Source organism: Methanoregula sp. (genome assembly GCF_049518935.1).
Taxonomy (GTDB): domain Archaea; phylum Halobacteriota; class Methanomicrobia; order Methanomicrobiales; family Methanospirillaceae; genus Methanoregula.
In genome coordinates this window covers 1-22,942 of record NZ_JBEKRH010000026.1, presented here as the reverse complement: position 1 = coordinate 22,942, position 22,942 = coordinate 1, and the positions used below count along the sequence as shown (strand labels likewise).

Annotated in this window: 24 protein-coding genes and 3 tRNA genes; 13 read left to right on the top strand and 14 right to left on the bottom strand. The window is 56.0% G+C overall.

Translation table 11 applies throughout. From position 1 onward, the window contains the following. Positions 1 to 677 (bottom strand): COG1361 family protein (locus ABSE13_RS11820; RefSeq protein WP_424028718.1); only part of this gene is annotated, 677 nt, incomplete at its 3' end. Positions 678 to 1,145: 468 nt separating this feature from the next. Next, positions 1,146 to 1,218, bottom strand: a tRNA-His gene (locus tag ABSE13_RS11815). A gap of 253 nt (positions 1,219 to 1,471) precedes the next feature. Here ABSE13_RS11815 and infB point away from each other — a divergent pair. Both infB and ABSE13_RS11805 read left to right on the top strand, forming a co-directional pair. Beyond that, a complete protein-coding gene (gene infB, locus ABSE13_RS11810; RefSeq protein WP_424028717.1) occupies positions 1,472 to 3,250 on the top strand; it encodes a translation initiation factor IF-2 in 1,779 nt (592 codons plus the stop codon). A gap of 161 nt (positions 3,251 to 3,411) precedes the next feature. Continuing rightward, a complete protein-coding gene (locus tag ABSE13_RS11805; RefSeq protein WP_424028716.1) occupies positions 3,412 to 3,849 on the top strand; it encodes a 30S ribosomal protein S6e in 438 nt (145 codons plus the stop codon). Positions 3,850 to 3,911: 62 nt separating this feature from the next. Here the strand turns inward: ABSE13_RS11805 and ABSE13_RS11800 are convergent, their stop codons facing one another. The 5 genes from ABSE13_RS11800 to hypB all read right to left on the bottom strand — a co-directional run bounded on the left by ABSE13_RS11800 (position 3,912) and on the right by hypB (position 6,677). Continuing rightward, positions 3,912 to 4,421 carry a hypothetical protein gene (locus ABSE13_RS11800; protein ID WP_424028715.1) on the bottom strand — a complete coding sequence of 170 codons (510 nt, stop codon included), beginning with the start codon at positions 4,419 to 4,421 and terminating at the stop codon, positions 3,912 to 3,914. A 106-nt stretch (positions 4,422 to 4,527) separates the two neighbouring features. After that, positions 4,528 to 4,989: a DUF2240 family protein gene (locus ABSE13_RS11795; RefSeq protein ID WP_424028714.1), complete on the bottom strand. Its 462-nt coding sequence runs from the start codon at positions 4,987 to 4,989 to the stop codon at positions 4,528 to 4,530. Further along, a complete protein-coding gene (locus tag ABSE13_RS11790; RefSeq protein WP_424028713.1) occupies positions 4,986 to 5,408 on the bottom strand; it encodes a hypothetical protein in 423 nt (140 codons plus the stop codon). The genes ABSE13_RS11795 and ABSE13_RS11790 overlap by 4 nt, the downstream gene beginning before the upstream one ends. Before the next feature lie 109 nt (positions 5,409 to 5,517). Beyond that, on the bottom strand, positions 5,518 to 5,895 hold the full coding sequence (locus ABSE13_RS11785; RefSeq protein WP_424028712.1) for a 30S ribosomal protein S8e: 378 nt from the start codon (positions 5,893 to 5,895) through the stop codon (positions 5,518 to 5,520). A 134-nt stretch (positions 5,896 to 6,029) separates the two neighbouring features. Further along, complete coding sequence (gene hypB, locus ABSE13_RS11780; RefSeq protein ID WP_424028711.1) at positions 6,030 to 6,677, bottom strand: hydrogenase nickel incorporation protein HypB; 648 nt, start codon at positions 6,675 to 6,677, stop codon at positions 6,030 to 6,032. A gap of 54 nt (positions 6,678 to 6,731) precedes the next feature. Between hypB and ABSE13_RS11775 the strand changes: the two genes are divergently transcribed. The 8 genes from ABSE13_RS11775 to ABSE13_RS11740 all read left to right on the top strand — a co-directional run bounded on the left by ABSE13_RS11775 (position 6,732) and on the right by ABSE13_RS11740 (position 12,026). Further along, positions 6,732 to 7,007 carry a signal recognition particle subunit SRP19/SEC65 family protein gene (locus ABSE13_RS11775; RefSeq protein WP_424028710.1) on the top strand — a complete coding sequence of 92 codons (276 nt, stop codon included), beginning with the start codon at positions 6,732 to 6,734 and terminating at the stop codon, positions 7,005 to 7,007. Beyond that, the gene (locus ABSE13_RS11770; protein ID WP_424028709.1) at positions 7,004 to 7,657 is read left to right on the top strand and encodes a histidinol phosphate phosphatase domain-containing protein; all 654 of its coding nucleotides are present in this window, start codon (positions 7,004 to 7,006) and stop codon (positions 7,655 to 7,657) included. Before ABSE13_RS11775 ends, ABSE13_RS11770 begins: the two co-directional genes overlap by 4 nt. 99 nt (positions 7,658 to 7,756) lie before the next feature. Beyond that, positions 7,757 to 7,981 carry an H/ACA ribonucleoprotein complex subunit GAR1 gene (locus ABSE13_RS11765; protein ID WP_424028708.1) on the top strand — a complete coding sequence of 75 codons (225 nt, stop codon included), beginning with the start codon at positions 7,757 to 7,759 and terminating at the stop codon, positions 7,979 to 7,981. Between the two features lie 72 nt (positions 7,982 to 8,053). Beyond that, positions 8,054 to 9,058, top strand: coding sequence for a transcription initiation factor IIB (locus tag ABSE13_RS11760; RefSeq protein ID WP_424028707.1), 1,005 nt, complete (start codon positions 8,054 to 8,056; stop codon positions 9,056 to 9,058). Between the two features lie 80 nt (positions 9,059 to 9,138). Beyond that, positions 9,139 to 9,210, top strand: a tRNA-Ala gene (locus ABSE13_RS11755). 213 nt (positions 9,211 to 9,423) lie between these two features. Beyond that, positions 9,424 to 9,495: transfer RNA gene (locus tag ABSE13_RS11750), tRNA-Ala, on the top strand. A gap of 239 nt (positions 9,496 to 9,734) precedes the next feature. After that, positions 9,735 to 10,871, top strand: a complete 1,137-nt coding sequence (locus ABSE13_RS11745) for a RyR domain-containing protein (protein WP_424028706.1) — start codon at positions 9,735 to 9,737, stop codon at positions 10,869 to 10,871. Positions 10,872 to 10,904: 33 nt separating this feature from the next. Beyond that, entirely contained in the window at positions 10,905 to 12,026 is a 1,122-nt protein-coding gene (locus tag ABSE13_RS11740; RefSeq protein WP_424028705.1) for a toll/interleukin-1 receptor domain-containing protein, read from the top strand. Positions 12,027 to 12,050: 24 nt separating this feature from the next. Here ABSE13_RS11740 and ABSE13_RS11735 read toward each other — a convergent pair whose 3' ends face one another. The 4 genes from ABSE13_RS11735 to ABSE13_RS11720 all read right to left on the bottom strand — a co-directional run bounded on the left by ABSE13_RS11735 (position 12,051) and on the right by ABSE13_RS11720 (position 16,226). Further along, positions 12,051 to 12,485, bottom strand: a complete 435-nt coding sequence (locus ABSE13_RS11735; protein ID WP_424028704.1) for a hypothetical protein — start codon at positions 12,483 to 12,485, stop codon at positions 12,051 to 12,053. An 81-nt stretch (positions 12,486 to 12,566) separates the two neighbouring features. Beyond that, complete coding sequence (gene thiL, locus ABSE13_RS11730; protein WP_424028703.1) at positions 12,567 to 13,430, bottom strand: thiamine-phosphate kinase; 864 nt, start codon at positions 13,428 to 13,430, stop codon at positions 12,567 to 12,569. Beyond that, entirely contained in the window at positions 13,423 to 15,387 is a 1,965-nt protein-coding gene (locus ABSE13_RS11725) for a DUF460 domain-containing protein (RefSeq protein ID WP_424028702.1), read from the bottom strand. Before ABSE13_RS11725 ends, thiL begins: the two co-directional genes overlap by 8 nt. Continuing rightward, positions 15,372 to 16,226, bottom strand: coding sequence for an RIO1 family regulatory kinase/ATPase domain-containing protein (locus ABSE13_RS11720; protein WP_424028701.1), 855 nt, complete (start codon positions 16,224 to 16,226; stop codon positions 15,372 to 15,374). Before ABSE13_RS11720 ends, ABSE13_RS11725 begins: the two co-directional genes overlap by 16 nt. Positions 16,227 to 16,346: 120 nt before the next feature. Between ABSE13_RS11720 and ABSE13_RS11715 the strand changes: the two genes are divergently transcribed. From ABSE13_RS11715 to ABSE13_RS11705, 3 genes are read left to right on the top strand one after another with little or no spacing between them, the layout of a single operon-like run. Next, positions 16,347 to 17,030, top strand: a complete 684-nt coding sequence (locus ABSE13_RS11715) for an adenine nucleotide alpha hydrolase family protein (RefSeq protein ID WP_424028700.1) — start codon at positions 16,347 to 16,349, stop codon at positions 17,028 to 17,030. Continuing rightward, positions 17,027 to 18,739, top strand: a complete 1,713-nt coding sequence (locus tag ABSE13_RS11710; protein WP_424028699.1) for a potassium channel family protein — start codon at positions 17,027 to 17,029, stop codon at positions 18,737 to 18,739. The genes ABSE13_RS11715 and ABSE13_RS11710 overlap by 4 nt, the downstream gene beginning before the upstream one ends. A gap of 11 nt (positions 18,740 to 18,750) precedes the next feature. Further along, positions 18,751 to 19,491, top strand: a complete 741-nt coding sequence (locus ABSE13_RS11705; RefSeq protein ID WP_424028698.1) for an NAD+ synthase — start codon at positions 18,751 to 18,753, stop codon at positions 19,489 to 19,491. Here the strand turns inward: ABSE13_RS11705 and ABSE13_RS11700 are convergent. The 3 genes from ABSE13_RS11700 to ABSE13_RS11690 all read right to left on the bottom strand — a co-directional run bounded on the left by ABSE13_RS11700 (position 19,488) and on the right by ABSE13_RS11690 (position 22,806). Beyond that, the gene (locus tag ABSE13_RS11700; RefSeq protein WP_424028697.1) at positions 19,488 to 20,195 is read right to left on the bottom strand and encodes a glucose-6-phosphate isomerase family protein; all 708 of its coding nucleotides are present in this window, start codon (positions 20,193 to 20,195) and stop codon (positions 19,488 to 19,490) included. The genes ABSE13_RS11705 and ABSE13_RS11700 overlap by 4 nt on opposite strands. After that, the gene (locus tag ABSE13_RS11695) at positions 20,195 to 21,487 is read right to left on the bottom strand and encodes a COG1361 S-layer family protein (protein ID WP_424028696.1); all 1,293 of its coding nucleotides are present in this window, start codon (positions 21,485 to 21,487) and stop codon (positions 20,195 to 20,197) included. The genes ABSE13_RS11700 and ABSE13_RS11695 overlap by 1 nt, the downstream gene beginning before the upstream one ends. A 572-nt stretch (positions 21,488 to 22,059) precedes the next feature. After that, complete coding sequence (locus tag ABSE13_RS11690; RefSeq protein WP_424028695.1) at positions 22,060 to 22,806, bottom strand: DUF128 domain-containing protein; 747 nt, start codon at positions 22,804 to 22,806, stop codon at positions 22,060 to 22,062. Positions 22,807 to 22,942 lie beyond the last annotated feature (136 nt).

Here is a 22,942-nt window from a genome sequence, read left to right as displayed (position 1 = left end):
GGAACTTCAACAGAATTACCGGCAGTGATGGATCCCACGAAACTCTCTGATGGCGATATATCATTGCCATTGCCGGATGCAACGATCAGGACATCCGATATGTCTCCGAGCCGCGGGTTGATGATACTCACATTCACCTTATCCATCTGGTTAATGGAGAATGACTCGGGTTTTAATGAGATACTGGATCTCACATCTGCCGAATCCACCTTTACTGGGATCTGGGAATGGACTGCATTGCCGCCATGGGCATTTGTTGAAACGGTGAAGAGCGGGAAATATGTCCCATCAGGAACATTACCGAAAGTTATGATGAAATTATAATCCACGGTGGCTCCCGGCCCGACAGTTGTAGCGGTCGTGAACGAACCCTGATTGACAATGTTGATACCGGGATCGATGAAATCCGACTGGGATAATGCCACGGAAGTATTGCCTGCATTGGTAACGTGAACTGTGACCGTTCCGGTCTCACCGGGATAAAAAACCGCGGGTGTGAGATCATATCCGGATACATACACAAGCGCTGCGGTATTCTGGACGTTTGCTGCCGGAGCAGTATTTACTGAAGGCGCAGTACTCGCAGAGGAGGCAGCACTCGCGGAGGATGCAGCATTCGCACAGGCGCTGCACACGAGCAGTATCAGGAAACTAACGATAACAAATCGACACTTCATACATTCTCCTTATAGTGGTACTAGTGTGGTGGTCTCGATGATGAATCCGTGCACCCAGCCATAAGAATAATTGCGATACAAATGAGAACGAGAGAGATAACCGCGATTTTTCGCATATTTCTCCGGTTATATTCCGACCCGATAAGTATTTCCATTTCATCCATCTTCTCAATTTTAGGACCGTCCGCGAGGGGATGATAGTCGATCTATTCAAGTCTGCCAAGTGGGGAAATATAGCAAAGGAGTATGTCAAAACATCATCAACAGCGAGCCTCACGATGCGTTTCTGTGGGTGTTTACCATGGGGTTGTCGGTGTGGATTTGAGGTTGGATGATACAGCACATGAAAAATCCCTGTTTTGAGGCTACAAGGAGATCAAAATCATCTTTTTTAACGCAAAAGAACATTCGGAAAATACAAGCAAATTGGGCCCAAAAAGAGAATTAGACTGCAATCAACGGCAATTAGGCCAGGGCCGAGATTCGAACCCGGGTCGGAGGATCCACAGTCCTCTAGGATAACCAACTACCCTACCCTGGCAGATGTCCCTTTTACATTTGCATCATTCTCTGATTAATCTATCCGTGTTTTGCCTTGAACCGGAGCCCGGAACCGGCGCTGTCCCGGGTACCGTGACAGCAGGGATGCGACTATTAATAGGCTCATGCGTCCATTACATATCAGGTTGCTCTGGTCCCTCTCTCCTGAAAAACGCGTGGCCCGTGTGCCGGCATTACAGCAGGAGCGGGATTTTTACCCGGGACCGGAGTGTCAGCGATAACGAGGAAGTAGTATGGCGGAGAACCCGAAGATCAGGACGCCCATTGTCTGCGTCATGGGGCACGTGGATCATGGTAAGACATCGCTCCTTGACCGTATCAGGGGATCGTCGGTCGTGAGTTCCGAGGTGGGGGCGATCACCCAGCATATTGGCGCCACCATCGTTCCCATCGACGCGATCCGCGCCATGAGCGGCTCGATGGAGAAACTCGCAATCAATATTCCCGGCCTCCTGTTTATCGATACACCGGGGCACCACGCCTTCACAACGCTCCGGGCGCGCGGCGGTGCACTCGCGGACATGGCGATCCTTGTCGTGGATATCAACCAGGGGTTCCAGCCCCAGACCATCGAAGCTCTGCAGATCCTCCGGAACTGCCGGACCCCATTTGTCATTGCCGCAACCAAGATCGACCGGATCCACGGGTGGCGGGTAAACGAGAACGAATCGTTCCTCTCCTCGTTTGCCAAGCAAAACGAACGGGTCCAGGGATTCGTGGAGAACAAAACCTACGAGATTGTCGGCAAGCTGGCTGAGCTCGAATTCTCTGCAGACCGGTTCGACAGGGTAGCAGATTTCCAGCGTAACCTCGCCATCGTCCCGGTCAGTGCCCATACCGGGGAGGGCATATCCGACCTGCTGATGGTCATGATCGGGCTGGCGCAGCGGTACATGAGCGACGCCCTGAAACTCGTTGTCGAAGGGGCAGGTGCCGGGACGGTGCTCGAGGTCAAGGAAGAAAGGGGCCTCGGGACAACCCTCGATGTGATCCTGTATGACGGAACCCTGTCAATCGGAGATGAGATCGCTGTCGCAACACAGGGGGATGTTGTCGTGACAAAAGTGAGATCCCTCTTAAAACCCCGGCCCATGAACGAGATCCTTGTGGAGGAGCGGTTCGAGCGGGTGAAGTCCGTTGTGGCAGCGTCGGGGATCAAGGTCACGGCGCCGAACCTCGAAGGTGCGATCGCGGGATCGCCATTCTTCGTGATCCGCGGTAATCGCGACGAGATCGAGGCAAGGATCAGGAAAGAGATGACCGAGATCCATGTGAACCTGGCCGATGAGGGGATCGTGATCAAGGCAGACACGATAGGGGCGCTCGAAGCGCTCTGCAAGGAGCTCGAGGGCAAGGAGATCGGCGTCATGCGGGCAGAAGTCGGGGCGGTCAGCCGCCTCGATCTTATCGAGACCGAGACCATCAAGAACCCGATGTTGCGGGTGCTGCTCTCGTTCAACACCCCGATCCTTCCCGATGCGGCAGAGATGATCAAAAACCCGCTCTACACGCAGGTCAAGGTCTTCGACGGCCGGGTGATCTACCAGCTGATTGATCAGTACGTTGAATGGCGGGACGAGCAAAAACGCCTTCAGGAAAAACAACGGTTCGAGCACGTTGTCATGCCGGCGAAGATCCGGCTCCTCCCGGACTGCGTCTTCCGCCAGAGCAATCCCGCAGTCGTGGGCGTGCGCGTGCTGGGCGGGAAACTGCGCAGTGGTGTAGACCTGATCAAGCTGGACGGCAAGAAGGTCGGGCACCTCAAGACCATGCAGCTCCGTCAGGAGTCGATCCGCGAGGCGGATGCGGGTCTTGAAGTGGCGATCTCTATCGAAGGTGCCACTGTCGGCAGACAAGTGAGCGTTGGCGACGACCTGTTCGTAGATATTCCCGAGCGCCATGTCAAGGTGCTGGAGAAAGAGATGATCAAGACCCTGAACCCGGGAACGCAGGAAGTACTCGGCGAATATACCGCCATGCGGCGGAAGGGCGAACCATTCTGGGGCAAATAACCGGGCGCGTACCGTTGCCTGATGGGGGACGCGAGGATTTAATAGCGTACCAGTATAATTAAATAGATACTTCTCATGTGTAGGCGATCTGCCGGCAGCCGGAGAGTGAAAAGGAATCGGATAAGGCCGCGTTCCTTGGATAACAATACGGAGAGACAATCATGGTTGAGTTTAAAATCGTAGTATCAGACCCCAAGACCGGTCGTGCCTATAATGTCGACGCCAGTGGCGGTGCAGCAGGTGCGATCGTTGGAAAACGTATCGGTGATGAACTTGAAGCAGGCTCCCTCGGGCTCGCGGGATACAAGATCCTGATTACCGGCGCTTCTGACCGGACCGGGATCACTGCAAAGAAGGGCCTCCCGGGAGCAGGACGCAAGAAACTCCTGCTCGCAGGCGGTATCGGGTTCCACCCGACGATGGACGGCGAGCGCCGGAGAAAGACAATCCGGTCAAGCGAGATCACCCAGGATTTTGTGCAGATCAATACACGTGTCACCACGTATGGCGAAAAGCCGCTTGACGAGCTCTTCCCCAAGATTGAAGACGAGAAGAAGGCAGAGAAATCCGCACCCAAGGCACGGGTCGGCAAGAAATAACTATACCTTTTTTCGTTTCCTTTACGCCGCACTATCGGCAAAAAGTGATAAATTAAAAAAAATTATGGCGTATAATTGATATTCACGATGCCGAATGCCGAGCTGTTGCTCGCAAATTTGACTGCCTTGCCATCCTTCCAGATCTGGACGGTCAGGTCATGTGTGGTGGAGTGGTCCTGTTTCTGGAAGAGGGCTGATATCGTCCCGTTTGTCTCGATAGGGTACACCTTGTCACCGGAATCCTGTGCAACAATCATATTCCCGGTCGTTCCGTATTTCCCGATGAAACTACCGAGATAATTTACCTCCACGTACGCTCCGGTAGCCGGAACGGATACCGGCGTTGTCGCTATAACCGTGATGGAGGATACACCGGAATTTTTCAGCAGTGTTGTCTGCGGTGCGACCGAGCTCGTTCCCGGGGATGACGCCCCGGGTGATGAGGCCGGTGAAGAGGATCCTCCGCCGCCCAAAAAGAATATCGCTGCGATAGCCACAACGGCAATAACTCCGATAACCGCAGCAATGGGAAGCCACGGCTGGTCCAAAGAAGCACTTCTCCTGTTTCTCATGTCAGTTCTCCAGAATATCTGTTGAAAGGTAATGAATAATTGGGCGAAATACTTTGTGTATTGATCTCATCCTTTGCCGCAAAAAAGCGGTGGAACGTGAAAATTCCTATCCTTTTCGCAGGGACTGCCTCAGGGACGCCACGATATCCTCACATGGGACCCCGTATTTTTTTGCCAGCAGGACAAGCGCTGCAGGCGGGAGAAGATTCCCGTCGAATCCTTCCTTTATGATCCGGTTCATCTCAGCCGCCACTTCGGTCTCATCTACATTCCGGGTCTTTGCAATGCGGCCTATGAGTTCCTGAGAGGGATCGTTACGCTCAAAGATCGCAGACGTAGGCTTGAATCCGATCGGGAGGGTCACTTCACTGAGATCGAACCGGGGTGTGAAGATGCCGTTCTCCTGGTTTATCAGGCCATCTTCCTCTGCCCGCCGCAGGAGCTGGTTTGCCTGCTCGGTGCTCATCCATTTGCGGTCGAGGGCATAGTAATAGACGAGCTCATTCTTGCGCATGCCGGCCTTCCGGGTATGCTTGAAGGGTGCTGCGATCGTTGTCCGGATCGTCACTTCGGCGCACCCAGGAGGAGATTTTTCATATCCAGTGCATCCAGTCCTTCCCCGCGGCCTTCTTTTGCAATGTCAATATCAGTCCGCGATTGCTGGTCACTCAGCCGGAGATAAAAAATATCATTGGCAATCGGGACCTTCCCGCCGCCGCGCAGGGCGAGCGCAAGTACAGACACCCGCAGGTCAACGGCTTCTGTGATGACACCGGGACGCAGGAAATCGGGCGTGATCTCGCCGAAGGTCGCCCGGTCAACCGCAATCTCCACCTTGGTCTTGACCTTGACCAGTTCCTTGCCGGTGGTTTTGGTCGATTCCTCGTTATTTAATCCCGCAATATATTTCAGGGTCTCGTTGAACGGCATGCCCATCGCAAACGAGAGATCCACCCGCTGGGGGAAACGATAATAGATCCTTCGCATGATAGAAGATTGAAAGTCCAAAAGAAAAAAGATTGCTTACGTATCGCACAGGAAAGACCTGCACGATCCTGGCCGGAATAAAAAAACGGGGGTCTTTTGCCCTATTGATTTATTCGAGTAACAATGCGTTGATGATGCCGTCCTGGCCGGGGCGGCTCATGATCCGGGCGCGGCCGATCTCGGTCTTGATGATGGCGCCCTTGGTGAGAAGGTTCCGCCGGACATAGTTCGGGTTTGCACCGTTCTCTTCGACCTTCTCGATCTTGACCTTCTTGGTCTCGCCATTGGAGGCGTTGGTCACGTTGGCAAAGCCGGCACGCAGTGCACGCACCTTGTCATTTCCGCCATACGTGCGAATAATCCTTCTCCGGTCCTCACCGATGTGGGTGTCTGCCGGTGCAAGTCCGATCTCCGCTCTCCGTTTCATCTGTGCCGGGCGGCGCCTGCCACCGGTTACCTTCCGTACTGATTCTCCCTGCCACTGCATGGTGTCACTCTCTTCATAGGTCTCCGGGAATCCTGCCCGAAGATGGTGCTCTATATATTCCTTTCAGAATTATTTATAGTACCTCTTTGGTTTCCCTCAAAGTACCGTCTCTAACCGGGTCCCGTTAGGACATATTATGCGAGGATGGTGTCAAGGAGTGCTGCGACACCATCACCGGTCTTGAGGTTGGTCCTGAAGACCGGCATACCCGGGTTGTAGCGGCGGATATCCGATTCCATCCTGTCCAGATTTGCACCCACCAGAGGTGCAAGGTCCACCTTGTTGATCACACCGATCGTGCAATCGCGGAACATCATCGGGTGCTTGTTCACCACGTCATCTCCTTCTGTTGAACTCACGACAACGATCCGCTTCTCCGCCCCGAGGCGGAAATCCGTGGGGCAGACCATGTTGCCCACGTTCTCGATGAAGAGAATGTCAATCGCATCAAGCGGGAGGTGATCTATCGCGTGCTCTACCAGGTGTGCATCCAGATGGCATTCCTTGCCGGTATTCGCATTGAAGGCCGGGACGCCGAGGGCCACAATCCGCTTGAAGTCGTCATCGCCGTACACGTCCCCGGCGATGGCACCTGTTTTGAGCCCTTTCTTCGTAAGCAGCGGTACAAGCCGCTCGATCAGGGCGGTCTTGCCCGATCCGATTGCACCGAGCAGATCGAACGCCCGGACACCATGGGCCTTGAGATGCTTTGCATTGTGGTCTGCGAGAGAGTTGTTGGCGTCATAGACATCCTTCTCCAGCCTGACGTCGATGTGATGCATGATAGAAGGTGGGAGCGTACAGTGTTTATACCTTGACCCACAAACATTCCGGCAATGGCAGCTGGCGAGTGCATACTCTATCCGTGTTATTTCAATGCCCATTATACGCGTGCTGAGGGCAGGCGGGTCCCGCGCAGTCTCGGCGTCAAAGGACCGGTAGTGACGGATATTGAACGGGCACTCAGGAAAGCCGGCGTACCCTGTCGGGTCGAGGAGCACCACCACTCGTCGCACTGGACACGGCATGAGGGCCGGGTCATCGCGGAGTGGACCGATAAAAAGGAGGCGCTGATCCGAAAGGTCGCCCAGAAGCTGGAAGTGCGGAAATGAGCGGCCTGTACGATCTGCACACGCATACGATCCTGTCGGATGGCGAGATGCTCCCCATCGAACTCATCCGGAGGATGGCTGTCGCCGGGTACACTACTGTTGCGATCACCGATCACGTGGATATATCCAACACTGAGCCGGTTCTTGAAACCCTGGCTCTGGTGCGGGAATCCGCGGGCCTGTTCGGAGTGCGGTTGCTCTGCGGCGTCGAGATCACCCATGTGCCACCGGTCCAGATCGCCGCACTCGCACGGAAAGCGAAAGCCACGGGGGCCGATATCGTGGTGGTCCATGGAGAGACACCAGTTGAGCCGGTGGCACCCGGCACTAACCTTGCAGCCTGCACCTGCCGGGATGTTAATGTGCTCGCCCACCCGGGCATGATAACAAAAGAGGAGGCGCAGGCTGCCGCATCGAACGGTATCGCACTTGAGCTTACCTCGCGCGGGGGGCACAACCGGACGAATGGTCACGTGGCGTGGATCGCCCGGGAAACCGGGTGCCAGCTCGTCGTGGATTCAGATGCACATTCACCCAATGACATTCTGGATAAGCGCGCGAAAAATGTCGTTGCGAGAGGAGCCGGATTGAGCGAAGCGGAGTGCCGGCAGGCACTATCTTTAAATATCGACCAATTCTTCGAGTTCTGAAATTTCTATTTATACTTTCACGCAATGTTTAAATACCGTGCTGTCGCACATATATAGATTACCGAAATATTTCAGCACAGTTGTATCCATGAGGTTGTTGTGAAAGTTGTTGGACGGGCAATGAGCACCATTGGCGACCGGATGCTCATTATACAGTGTGACGCCGCCCAGCTCCCCCCACTCTACAGTGAAGTAACCGACAGGAAGATGCAACCGGTCGGCAAGATCCTCGATCTCTTCGGGAACATCAAGGCCCCCTATGCAGCAGTCCTCTGCAAGGGGAAATGCACTGTCCAGCCCAATGAAAAACTCTTCACAAAGTAATGGTCTCCCCGCGGATACATCAGATCCATGCAAAAATATCAGAGACAGCAAGTAATCATCAGGTGATTGTGGATGCAGGAAATTGAAAAACTAAAAACCCTCCAGACTGAGCGGGAAGCGCTCAAATCGCGCACGAAACAGAAGGAAACGGAGAAGAAAGCGGAGAACCATACCGAAACCGTCTGCCCCGAGTGTGGCAGCCGCCAGCTTGTCCACGACTACGAGCGGGCTGAGCTGGTCTGCCAGAGCTGCGGGCTTGTGATCGATGACGATTTCATCGACCGCGGCCCTGAGTGGCGTGCGTTTGACCACGACCAGCGGATGAAGAGGTCACGTGTCGGCGCCCCGATGACCTTCACGATCCACGACAAGGGTCTCTCCACCATGATCGACTGGCGCAACCGGGACTCGTACGGCAGGGCGATCTCCTCCAAGAACCGGGCCCAGCTCTACCGTCTCCGCAAGTGGCAGCGCCGGATCCGTGTCAGCAACGCAACTGAGCGGAACCTTGCATTCGCACTCTCCGAACTGGACCGGATGGCCTCCGCACTGGGCCTGCCGCGGAACGTCCGTGAGACCGCCGCAGTCGTATACCGTGATGCAGTCGACAAGAACCTGATCCGCGGGCGGAGCATCGAAGGCGTAGCAGCAGCAGCCCTTTACGCAGCCTGCCGGCAGTGCAGTGTGCCACGTACCCTCGATGAGATCGCGGAAGTGTCCCGTGTCTCCAGAAAGGAGATCGGCAGGACCTACCGGTTCATCTCCCGTGAACTCGGACTCAAGCTCCTCCCGACATCCCCGATCGACTATGTACCGCGCTTCTGCTCGGGCCTCACCCTCAAGGGTGAGGTCCAGAGCCGGGCCGTGGAGATCCTCCGGCAGGCCGGCGAACGCGAGCTAACAAGCGGCAGGGGACCGACCGGTGTCGCGGCAGCAGCGATCTACATCTCCTCCATCCTCGGCGGGGAGCGGCGCACCCAGCGCGAAGTAGCGGAAGTTGCGGGTGTAACCGAGGTCACCATCCGGAACCGGTACAAAGAACTGGCGGAAAAACTGGATATCGAGATCATACTCTGATCCCCATTTTTATTCCTGTCCCGCGAAGGAAACCAACAACTATATTCCTGCGGCTCGAAACCTATAAGCACACCAGCAGCGGGCTCGTAGATCAGGGGTAGATCGCTACGTTCGCAACGTAGAGGCCGCGGGTTCAAATCCCGCCGGGTCCATACGCTTTTCTTACCGGTTTATTCGCGTATATCATGAGAGAAAACCATCCCGTAACGCTAGATCAGGCCGATCCGATCGCTGGTTCTATACTCCCCCCTCTTCATGCGCAAGTATGGCGTTTACAGAGGGACAAGATGCGCTATCGGTCCGCCGATCAGTAACAACTATAAGGAATCGGCTGAAAAATAGTATGCCGCAAGCATACGCACTGTGGGCTCGTAGATCAGGGGTAGATCGTCACGTTTGCAACGTGAAGGCCACGGGTTCAAATCCCGTCGAGTCCATTCTCGTTTTCATTCACTTTCTCTAAGACCGTAAGGTCTCACCGGGTTCGAAGGGTGGAGCCCTCGCGTTGGGACGGGTTCAAATCCCACCGGGTCCATCTATATTCCTGTTTTTTGTTCTTCCCGTGACCGGGGATCATACCGGTGGGGGGGTACAGCCCCGGACCGTGGAGGGAACAGATACTATTAGATAATAACTGACGGATAGTATCCACTAGGAAGGTACGAGAGGAGACCGGATGGATGTTTCTGCTGGTAAAACGGAAACTCTCACAGATACTCTGGAGGGGGTGTCCGAATGGGTGCTCATTCTGGGACCTGACGGGATCGTTGAATGGTCAAACTGTGCATTCAATGAATTCATGGGTACGCGGGAACCCGGCGATACTCCCTGGGACATCCGTATACTATTTCCCGCAGATGCGAACGAGATGATGGAAGTCATTCGGGATGTGATCGAATCCGGTGAACTCCGTTCCGGCATTATTCGATCTGTTCAGGGAATTAGCGGGGAGAGAAAAGTGATCAGGTTCACGGCCCTCCCCCGCAGGGATGCAGGCAGGGACATTTCCGGTATTTTTTTATGCGGCCTGGATATCACCGACACGATTGAGATGGAACAATTAAAAAAGTTCGCCTATACACAGATCGAGAAAAATATCGAACAATTTGCCATCCTGGGTGACCACCTGCGTAACCCGCTCACCGCAATCATCGGCCTGTGCGATCTGCTCGAAGACAAGGCAACAGGCGCAAAAATCCATGCCCGGGCGATGGAGATCGATGCCCTGATTACCCGTATCGACCGGGGGTGGATTGATTCGGAAAAAGTCCGGAATATCATCAAAAAATATTACGATATCGGTGCAGCCGGAACCCACGAGCTGGTGGCACGGGCAATCCACGAGGAATACAGAGAACAGCAAAAAAAGGCTGGTGCAACCCCGGAATCGAACCCTTCAATGTGTTCCTGGGATGAACTACCCCACCGGATGAAGGATTCAAATCTCCGGCAGGCAGGGGATATCTGGAAGATGCTCAACAAGATCGGTTGCACGATCGGGTTGTCCGTCAGCAGTCGGGAGCCGCTCTTTGTATTTATCGATGCGGAGACTGAATTCCTTGCGGAAAAGGAACACGAGAGATGGGTGGAGGAGCGGTTGAAAAAAGGGTGGGTTTACGGGAAGGATCGCGATGACCTGCGGAAGATTCACGGCTGCATAATCCCCTGGGAACGACTCTCGGAGATGCAACGGCAGAAGGACCAGAATGCCGTGAGGGCTCTGCCGGCAATACTTGCAAAGGTATACCTGAAAATTATCCGTCTGGATAAGAGTAACAATAATAATCTCACAACCCACAATACAAAACCATAGCGGGGGCAGGAAATTCGCGATCCTGACCAATCCATGTCTGATGAGGCGTTTCGGAGTAAACCGGGCCATCACGATGTTTTTATCAGCTATGCGCAACAGGACAAAACCATTGCTGACGCGGTCTGCGCAAAACTGGAATCCCGGAATATCCGGTGCTGGATTGCCCCCCGTGATATCTCCCCCGGAAAAAATTTTCCCGAAGCGATCATCGAAGGTATTGAAGACGGAAAGGTGGTTGTGCTCATCTTTTCCTCTTCAGCAAACAAATCCCCCCATGTCACCAGAGAACTGACAAATGCGGTGAACAAGGGCCGTATTATCATCCCGTTCCGGATTGAGGACGTGCTTCCCTCAAAATCCATGGAGTACCTCATTAGTGTCCCCCACTGGCTCGATGCGGTGTCCCCACCGCTTGAGAAACACATCGATCGTCTGGTCGGAACCGTTGAATGCCTCATCAATCCTGACCAGAAGCCAGCTGACTGCAAGGGCACGGAACCTGTCCCGGAGAGTCCGCAGATCGCCACATCTCCCGCACCGGGTTCCCCTGACCCGGCCCCTCTTTCCCCGGCTCCAGGATCTGGACCAGTTCATACCGATCCCGGACCGGATCACCCGACGAAACAAGCGGGTCAATTTCCTGCATTTCCTGTACACCAAAAAAAGGCACTCGCCGTTGCGGTGATCGTCCTCGCAGCGGTTATTCTCCTTTTTGCGGGAATCCATCCGGGCATTTTTAATATTGGAGGGGGGCCGAACACGTCCGGCCTGGTCAGTCCCAACCTGTCGGCTCCTGTAGATTACCGGAGTTCGGATACCGCAGTGAATACCGTTGTACTCACAACAGAACCTACCCAGACACTGGCGAAGGATACTGAACTCTACGTCGATGCAACAAAGGATGACAGCAATGCCATGGTAACCGTCCAGTTCAACGGAGGGCCGGGGATGGGTCTCGTGAAGGACAACCAGGTGATCCTGACGAGGTCTGACGGGACAGTCGCAGAGGATAAACTCAATTTCAACCAGCGGTTGTCGGAAGTCAGTCTGCAGGGTACACGTGGCACCGACCGGATTCAAATAGTAATCACCCTCTATTCAGGGTCAACAAAAACCATTCTCGATATGCTGCTGCCATACCGGACTTACCATTGAAAGAACCGCATTAGTGTGCTGGAGCTAGTCAATCCAGTCGAGGAGATGGGGGGATTTCTCGTGCTCCTCGCGCCGGCTGATCTTCTGTTTCACTTTTTTGTCCGCTCCCGTTGCGGGTGAGGGGGCCTGTTCGAACTGCCCGTAATCAATGTAATCCCGGGCGATCCAGTCATCGCCGGTCGATCGGGATTCCTGCATAACTGCCGGGGCCGGGAGTGACGAGGTGACCTGTGGTGGATCCTGCATCTGCAGCGGGGATGAGACCAGCATAGGCTGAGAGGACAGGGAGGACGTTTCCAGGGCAGGGGGTGCCTGAGACAAGATCGGGGGCGCCTGCGGGATCATCCGCGGGGCGGGCTGCGGTTCTCCTGACCGGAAGATGAGGTAGTCCACAAAATCCTCCACTTCCTTTCTCTGTACCGGTGACAGCCGTTCCAGTTTGCTCTCGAGTGATTCCATCGCTGATGCCCTTGTACCAGTTGGTACAATGTCTCGTTCCAATGGTATTTCAAAGCCACGGCGTTGGGCTGGAAGGAGTGGTTATTCCCAACGGTGCTGGTACCCACGCTTCGCAAGCGGGCTGCCATCTACAGTGACCGCGGGTTCTGGCACTACAGTTCCGATAATCCTTGACGGGACACCCTCGACCGGGAACTTCCCGGGATCGATAGTATAGATCAATTCGTAGTCCCCTCCCCCGTACAGGGCAAGATCCCGTGCTTGTCCATGGGGGATCCCGGCCGGGAGCGGGAGTTTCCGGGATTCAAGGGAAAAACCGCACCCGTTCACGCTCATCAGATCATAGAGCGAGAGAGCGATGCCGTCGCTGTCATCCATCATGGCACTCACTCCCGCTCTGCCGAGCAGCTGGCCTTCCCGTACGCGGGGTTGCGGCTCGAAGAGGGCCTTCTCAAACTGGTGGTACCCGTCGAGCCAAGCCTGCGCCTGCCCGGGAGTCCCGGTGATGCAGACGAGATCCCCGGGCCGGGCACCGGTTCTCCGGACAAGGTGTGCCTGATCCACAAGGCCGAGTCCCGTAGTGACCACGGTCAGCTCATTATGCCGGTCTATGTCGCCGCCGATTATCGCGGCACCGAACTGCGTGCAACAGTCCCGGGCACCCCGCATCACGCTTTCCAGGCTCTTCCAGTCATCGAGCCCGACGGCGATAAGCAGGTATTTCGGGGCTGCCCCCATGCTCGCGATATCCGATAGCGTGACGGCAGCACTCATCCATCCGGCCTGCCAGTCGGTCATCCCGGGGACAAAGTCCGTGGTCCGGTGGAGCATGTCAGTCGTTATGACCATCACCTGGTCGCCGCAGGAAAAAACCGCACAGTCGTCTGCACAGTTCTCTTTACCGACAATTCCCATCACGACCTGCAGGAGCTCGCGATCATCCACCTTTCCGCACCTCCTTACCGCGTTCGCTCTTGTACTCCTTGAAGATGTGCTCGATCATCTCGGTCTTCTTCTCCCGCTCGGCCCTCACCTGCTGGTCATTCCACCGGACAAGGGCCGCATCGAGGGCCTCTTTCCCGCAGAGCCCCTGCCTGTTCCGCATCTGCACACCGGTCTCTTTGCCGGAGATAAGAGGGAGGCCCGCCTCCCGGAACGAGGGCAACAGGTTGGGATCGCCCTCTGCCAGCACACCGGCTCCCACGATCACCGCGGTGACCCGGATCTCCGCAAGGTCCCTGATCACACTCCTGCCCCAGCCGTCAGTCCGGTTCACCCAGATGACATCCCCCTCGCCAATCCCTACATCCTCAGCGAGCTTCCTGATTCCTTCCCGTGTCAGGGTTTCCATCATCTTCACCGGCACAACATCGCCCTCCACCGAGAGCTCGGCAAATTTCTTGATCCTGGCAAGGCGTTTGGCAAGGTTCCGGTTGTGTCGCTCTTCCTTGTGGAGGTGCTTTTTCAGGCTCTGGATCACGGCATCCTTTTTTACCACTTCCGCATCCTTTGCCAGTTCCGCATCACGCGAGGTCCTGGCCTTGCGCAACCGGGCGGAGAGACGGTGAATCTCGTAATCCTTTCCCTTGATCTCCTCCTGCAGTTCGGCGATATAGCTGCGCAGGCGCTTCACCATCCCGTCCAGCACCCGCACCCTATCATCATGTTTCCCATCCACGGCCGCAGGAGGGGCCGGAGTCACCGGAACAGGTGCCGGCACGTGCATGTCACTAATCACCTGATCGAGGGACTGGCCACGGATCACCCGGGCTCGAACCTCATCAAGATCATGACCCGGCGGGATCCGTTTCAGCAGGTTCTGGAACTTGTGCCGGTACTGGCGGTATGCATCGAGAGCGGCTGATAGGGCGTCCCGTTCATGATCGTTTGCATACGTGAAGGGGGCTGCCAGCTCCACCTTGGTCTCCACGCTCGTATTCTGGTTCGGGGTATAGGCAATCGCCGAGAAGGCCCGCCGTATTTTCTCTACAGTATAGGGCATCTCCTCAACATCGGAGGCAATGATCAGGGGCTTGCCCACCTTGTAGAGCGATTCGATCACCCCGGACATGTTCATCTGCCGGGAACTGGCAAGGTGCAGGAGGTTGCCGTCCAGATCGAGGGCGGCAACAGCTGTCGTGGTACCGGGATCGATGCCCACGATCAGGTACCGGGGTTTCCCGGAGAGCGGGCGGAACCGGATCCGCTCCAGCCACTTGCCGCTGATCCGGACCTGTACGTCCGCCCCGCGATACATTGAGACCGGCACCTGGTCCCGGGTGGCAAAGACCCGGAACGCGACCCGGCTGCACCCGCCGAACGCCCGGGTCTCCTTCTTCTCGTACCGGAGCCCGACGGCCACGAGCGCCTGCTCTATCTCCCGCCCTTTGAGTTGTACTGCCCCGTGCATCTTCCGCACGTACCGGTTCTGGCTCCAGCCACCCTTCCCGGGCGACCGGTGACGGCTGACCACGACCACGCTCTCGTTCTCGAACGCGATCACCTCTGCGCCGGCACCCAGCGTTGCGACCTGGGCCGAAGTCCTTGCCTCTGAAAAGGGATCTAACCGGTTGAAGCTGATATTGAACCGGGCTGCGACTTTCCCGAGTGTTTCCTTGCGTTCCCCGCCGGTCACCTGGACGAGCCGGGTCTGCGGGGGCAGGGACTGTAAAAAGAAGAAGAGCTCGTGCTGGTCGGCGGCGATCTCCTGGAGGCTGTCGACAGCAAGGATATCCGGCTGCTCCTCTGACAGCAGGCGCAGGAGCCGGAACAGGGACACTTCCGATTCGCTCTCGATCCGTGAGCCCTCCATACGGACGAGGGCATACATCGGCCGCCGGGATCGGGACCGGACAGACCCTTTGATGATATCAATGCCGAATACCTTCAGCCGGTCACGCATCGCACCGCTTCCTCATGGTCAGGATTCATCTGGTACTTCCTCCTGAAGAAGGCAAGAACGTTGTCGATGTCCCGGTCAAGGATAGTGGCAGCGTTCGGGTGTGTGGTCTCAATCCACTGGGGCCAGTCAATGAGGACGCACTTACCGTCCTCGACGAGGATGTTGTACTCCGAGAGGTCGGAATGGATGATCCCGGCCTGGTACGCGCTGCGGACATTCGTGAGGATCTCTTCAAGGACATCTGCGGGGGACTCAAACCGGTAACGGTTGAGCGTTCCCCCGTTGATCAGGGACATGACCACGGTGTGCCGGTTCTGGGCGATCGGCAACGGTACGCTGACTTTGGGGTGCAGGGTTTTGAGTGCTGCATATTCCCGCTCTGCTGACCGTCGCGAGGCCACGAGCCATGGGCAGTGCCCGTCATCCATGTACTCGCGGTTCACCCGGGCAGAGGCAAAGGAGCGCCCCCCTACCCGGTGGAACTTGATCGCCACCGGCCCAAGCCCCAGTGCCTCGTACACCACCGATTCCTTCCCCTCCCCGATCATCGTCCCCAGTGCCGAAATCGTTCCCTTGTGGGTGAGGGTGGCAAGGGCGAGGGTATCATATCCCCCGAAGACCAGCGCATAACCGTCGTAGGGGACCGGGTTGAACCGTACCATGCCCCAGGCAATCAGCCGGGACAAGCGGTAATTGACCTCAGACTCCGAGAGTTTGGTCGCGGTGATGAGTTGTTCGAGCGGGACCCAAGCGTAGCGCTTCATCCCGCGTTCGAGGGCGAGCAGGATCTCCTTCTCGTACTTGTTCAGGGTGCGGATGTGCTCCGCTGCGACGGACATAATCGTTAGAGTGGTTATATGGCAGACTATAAAATCGCATCTTCCGTACCATGCAACACAACCCTCCCGCCAGCACAACCTTAAACATCTTTCATTGTCCAGAATAGCATTGATAAGGCGATGCAGTGCAACAGATGCAGGAGCGATCCGGTCATATTCCAGCCCTATTCCGGGCGGAATCTCTGCCGGGATCATTTTATTGCCGATTTCGAAGCACGGGCAAAACGTGTGATCCGAAAGCACCAGTGGATGTGCCCGGGCGATCACATTGCCATTCCCCTCTGCGGCGACCGGGCCAGCAGTGCCCTCCTCTTTTTCCTGCAGGAACTGGCAGGCAGGCGCCGGGATGTCCGGATCACCGCCATTCCCGGAAACCGGGAAATGATGGCGGATCCCGATGATTCCACGTTTGAAGAGGCCGTCGCACGGATCGATGCCACCCGTTTTGCACTGGCAATCAGCCTCGACGAGATCGCAGTCTCTGTGCTCGGTGAGATCCTCCGGGGATTGCCCGGCCCGGAGGCCCGGGATCACGGAGAACAACGCCGTGATAAGGGCGGGCAGGTGCCCTGCATCTACCCGTTTTCCGTGATACCGGCAGAGGAGATCGTGCTTTACGCACGGCTGCAGGGTGTGGGCAGCGATAGTTCCCCGCCCGGAGACTCCCAAGGGAGATTCCATGCCGAAGTGAAAACACTCCTTGATGAGTATAACTCGCAACACCCGGCAACAAAATACGCGGTTGCCAATCTTGGTCACCAGCTGGCTGGCTGCGGCCTGTATATGGAGGGGGAAATACCATGACGCCAAAACGGGGGCATACCTGGCGGGCGATCCGCAACTCGCCCGGGATCCAGATCTCGATCTACTTCCTTGCATTTGCCCTGCTTATCGGTCTCTACACCTACATCTTCCACGCATTCTACCCCGTTCTTGAGGATCATACAATATCCTGGTCTCATGCCCTGTTATTCGTAGTGGAATCGATGACTACGGTAGGTTATACTGATATCCCGCCCTTTGTCAACGATTTGACGATACTTCTTGCTATCCAGATCATGATCTCAGGGGTCATCATGATCTTCATCGTAGTCCCGCTCCTACTGGCCCCGTTCCTCACCACACTGCTCGCCCCCACACCACCGAAAACAACCCAACACATCCTTTCCAGTCACACGGTGATATTCGGGTACGACGAGCTCACCCGGTCCGTCATTGACAGTCTGACCATTGTTGATCACGACATCGTCATTGTCGAAGAGGACAAGGCAACAGCACTCGAGATCGCCACACGGTACCGGCGGAGGGCATACGTGATCTGGGGCGAGTATACCGATCCCGGCACGTGGCAGGCGGCGCATATCTCCTCAGCCGCGTTCATCGTCATCAGCAAGGAGGAGCGGCTGACCGCCAATATCATCCTCGGCATACGCAAAATAGCAAGGGGGAAAATCATATCAGTCATCGACAAAATCTCTTTTGATCGGTACCTGCGGTACGCCGGGGCCGATTATGTGCTCTCGCCCAAGGACTCCACGGGAAGGATCCTCGCCCGTCACGCAGTCCTCAACCCGGCCGGAGATACCGTACAGGAAATTCCGGGGCTTGACCGGATAACGATCAACATCAATCATACGCCGGATAACGGTATCCGCCTGATTAATATCCCAGTCATTGCGGGCTGCAGCGCCCAAGGGAAGAACCTGCGGGAACTCCGGCTCTTCGACAAATACGGAATAATCGTCCTCTTCCTCTGGAAAGAGGGAACGTTTGTAGCCCAGCCTGGCGAGGACGTGATTGTGGACGATACCACCTCCCTCTTCCTCTTCGGAAGGGCAGAGTCGATCGTCCAGGCGATCACAACGGAGTTTTGTGCTGGTGACCTGAAAGATACCCGGGCCGTGATCGCAGGGTATGGCGATGTCGGCAAGGCAGCGTACCAGGAACTCCTGCTCGCCGGCGCCGCCGCCACGGTGATCGATTCCGGGCCCTACAACCTGCAGGACCAGGTCGTGGGAAATGCCGAGGACGAGCAGGTGCTCAAGGACAGCCGGATCGAGAGCGCCCAGTTCTGCATCGTGGCCCTGAATGACGATGACGTGAACATCTTCACCACACTGATGGCCAGAAACATTAACCCGAACATCCGTATCCTTGCCCGGGCGAATGAACCGGCATCCGTGGACAAACTCTACCGTGCTGGCGCGGATTACGTCGCCCTCCTGCCCATGATCGGTGGCCAGATCATCGGGAGGATCATCCTTTCAGACACCGTGACCATCCTCCTCGACCTGCCCAACGGTGATATCGTGGTCATGAAGCAGATGACCAGAAAGAACGCGAGGACGGCCGGGTGGTTCATGCGGAAGGCATCGGGAATCCGTATCATCGGGATCGAGAGTGTGAGCCGGACTATCGTAGCACCGTTGCCAGAAGAGGTGCTCCAGAGAGATGATACCGTCATCGCGGTAGGCAATACCGAACAATTAAAAAGGTTCATCCGTCTACTTTAACCGGACAGAACATGACAGAGGATCTCGGGTGCAGCATGGGCCGGGTCGAACAGATGATCCGGTACGCCTACTGGAATACGGGGTGCAAGGGTATAGTGGTCGGCCTGAGCGGAGGCATCGATTCGGCGGTGGCAGCCGCTTTCTGCTGCCGGGCAGTTGGTCCCGACAAGGTGCTCGGCCTCTCCCTGCCATCCCTGGTCAGCAATCCTGTCGACCTGAAGGACGCAGCGGACCTGAGCGAAAAACTCGGGATGGCCCACCGGGTCGTGAGCATTGACCCTATGCTCGCCGGATTCAGGACAATACCGGAGTTCGTGGAGACACCGTACCTCCTCGGCAACCTCATGGCCCGGATCCGGATGACCACCTTGTATTACCATGCAAACCGGGATCACCGGATCGTCTGTGGTACATCAAACCGGAGCGAGTACATGCTCGGATACTGCACCAAGTACGGTGACAATGCTGCCGACCTCCAGCCAATCCTTCACCTGTACAAGACAGAAGTTTACCTGATTGCCCGGGAGCTCGGCATTCCCGAACAGATCATGACAAAAGCCCCCTCAGCCGGGCTGTGGGAAGGGCAGAGCGACGAAGGAGAGATCGGCCTCAGCTATGCCGAGATCGATTCCTCGCTCAGGGCACTCGAGGAGCACGCGTGGAAGACAGACACCCCCACGGAAGAGAAGGTCCTCGCACTGGTAAGAAAAAGCCTGCACAAGCGGGGGCCTGCCCCCAATATCTTGTCCTAATCTTTTAGCAGGACCGAAAACACTGCAAGGTATTTTTCCGGGTGGTTCAGGAAGGCAAGCGCGTCCGCGTCTCCGATAAGGTTGTAGAGAGGACCTTTGCTGATCCGGTGATCCCCATACCCGGATTTCGACCGGAGTTTCCGGACCGGAGGCAAGGCGGGATACCGGGGATTCTCCCGGAGTTCCCCCGAGCTGAACTCAAAGTATGCGGCACCATGGCGGGACTCATACTCGCCGTACTCGCTTTCGAACGCGGTCGAGACGATGTTGGCCATCGCAAGGACTTTATCCGGCGACGGGTTGATGGAAATATGGCCGTATCCCGGCGGGATGATGACAACGTCCCCGGTTTGTGCCGGGATCATCACTACATCCGTGAGGTCTTTTGACTGGAGGAGGTAATGAGCCTCACCTTCAAGCACCTCGTAAATTTCCGGATACCCCACACCGGCTTTGTTAACCGGGTGATAATGCCCTTTTGTTTTAACCCATTCCCCGCAGAGACTCCTGGGCGGGATGACGGTGAGATCATAGCGCAGGTGATGGGCATGGAGCCAGCGCCAGTCCGCGTCGGATTTTGCCAGGTCCCGGTACATAAAATAGAGCGGATCACCGCACGTACACGAAGGATCGGCAAGGACAGGGCGCATCTCTTCCATTGTCCTGACAGCAGGGGGAGGAAGCTCCCCGTCCCATCCAAGCATCACTTCTTCTTTCTCATTACAAGTAAATAATACCCGGCGCCCGCAACAATCAGGACGGTGACGATGATTGCCGGCAGCATCGACACGATCCCGCTTGCCGGAGGAGGCGCAACAACGAGGACAGGTACCTTGAACGTATCGGAGACCTGGATGTTATCCAGTACATCGCGGTATTGCACTTCCGAATCGATGGAATAGTTTCCGGGGGCTGCCCCGGAATCTGCCGTGATCTGGTACTGTGCCGTAACCGTATCACCGGGTTTAATGTCCCCGAGATAGGCAGTGTTATCGGAGCTCGTGAAGGGGTCTTCTGCCGACAGCCGCGACTGGGCGTCGTAGGCCGTGACGGCCCCATCGTTCCGGTAACGGACCGTGATGGTGTTGTCGGACCCGGGAGTCACGGATGCAGGTTCTGACACGAGGGTGAAGACAACCTTACCAAAGACCGGGACGCCGACCGTCTGGCTTGCCGAAGCCACGATATCTCCGTAGCTGTTCTTGTACGTAACTGCCACATCGACCGGGTATGTCTGGGCCTCCGCATTACTGGAGATCGCAATCCTGTATCTGCAGGTGACCGGCTGATTTAAGGGAAAATCTCCGATGTAGACACTGCTGTCGACCGGGACGATCGGGCTGTTACCGTTGCGCAGGAGTGCAACGGTTGCCTCCGTTCCGTTATCGGTCCCGTTGTTGACGATGGTGAGATCGAGGTACCCGCTTGTTCCTACGCTCAGGTTCTCCGGTGAGGAGTTAAGCACGTTGATGGTCACCTGGGGCTTGATTTTTATCGTAATGGGGATAGTCAGGTTCGCCTGCTGATACTGCGACTGGAGGACATCGGCTGCCGGCTGGTCTGATGAGGCCAGATAGGTGTAGCTGATCGAGAGCGGAAGCTGGTATTCCCCCTCTGTCGCATCCTGCGTGATCTTGGCAGAAATCGTTACCGGTACCCGTACCTGGCTCGGAATATCACCGATATTCTGGGTGTCGGACTTGATGATTATCGGGACGCCCCCGGGGGCGGACAGCCCCACCATCACCATCCTGGCCGTTGTCGGGTTGTCGGGGCGATCAATGGTCCCGGTCATGACGAACTTATCGGTATTCACGCCGCTGTTCAGCACAAGGATCGTGATGGTCGCGGCTTGGCCGGGCGAGAATTCATTGGTGCCCGAGATCGATGCCGATATATGGGGAGCCCCTCCCAAGAAGGTGTCGACGCCCATGACCGGTACGGCGCACACCGATATCAGGAAAAGGAAAATAACTGTTGTTTTGAGAAATTTCATTGAAGATCACATGGTGCTCTTGGTATAACAACATTTAATATTGCAGATATAAAGGATGTTCAGATGCCACCGCTACATGATTCTCATACCCGGCTCATGAAATCCCTTGAATTCTCTGTACTACCAAAATCCGATGCGTTTGACTCCAGTGCCCTGCTCAGGGTAAAAAATGCCACAGCAATGGAAATTCATAAATCCTCCGGTATTCCGCGCGCATTGGTTTACCCCATAGCCGGCCAACTTCCCGTCAGGGATCCCGTCACGGTCTCTACAATCCGTGCCTAAGCGGTTCAAGGCTGCACCACCCCGGGAGGCATCACAAGACACCTCACCCACATCAGACATGACTCGAAGTACGCCACTGATACGCTCTCCACCATAAGCGGATCGCTGCCAAGGACGTTGGTAAAGGCTCATCTGGCATATATTGGGACACGCGGAGTATCCACAAGAAACTGGTCAATCTCATTGCCGGTACACATGAGGAAATCCGGTTCTTTATGCGGTATTACGGCCTGATCATCAAGTGGGCAAAAAAGAGCAATCAGACCGCCACTATTCTCTGTTATACCTTAATAATCCCGGATCTCTTCCATATCCCGGATGTCCATAAGCCCTTTCATCGCCTGGGTCTGCACCCAGCGGTCACCCTCCCGGATCGCGGCCATGGGGTTTGTCCCGCCGATCGCGGCGATTGCAATGAACTGCGGGTCTACCGGGACGCCAAGCAGTGGGACATTGGGCATGCCCACTTCGAGGATACCGGAATAGCTGCTGCTCGCAAGTTCGTCTAGCACCGTACCAACTAGGGGTTCGGCCTCCATGTGGAACTCCCGAACATTGGCAAGGAGGTTGCCGCTTCCTGTCCGCATCACGCTTGTCACGGACGTAGTCTTCTGGGAGATGAGTACCTGCAGGGGATCGATCGTAGTATGCTCGTACAGGATAATGTGCGTGAACCGGATTGGTGTCCGGTTCTCGATCTCGACTACGCCGCCGCCTATAGGGTTGACAGGGATCCCCCGCCGGATCAGGAGCCCGTCGAACGTAATGCTGCACATGGTGCCGATCGCCGTGCATCCGTCAGGCACGACATAATCGGCGATCCTGTGCCCCGATGGAAAGAACTTCACCAGACCGCTGACGCTGACCCCGCATCTGAACGCGTCCTTTAAGATGGAGATGGCAAACTCCAGGTCCTCGTTTTTGATCAGGGAAAGGTTATAGACAATCGTTCCCTCCCCCTCTCCCGGATCGAAGGTAACCTGCATGGCATAATCCTCGATCTTGTTGTTGACGAACTTCAAGGGGGGGTTCATTACAGTAATCTTCAGACAGCGCAATAGAAAAATTGTTCTATAAGACCATGGCAATTTATGTATGATGGAACAAGAAATGCGGGAAAAAGCCAAGAATGCGATGAGACTCATTCTTGAAGCGGCTCGTTTTGAGGTG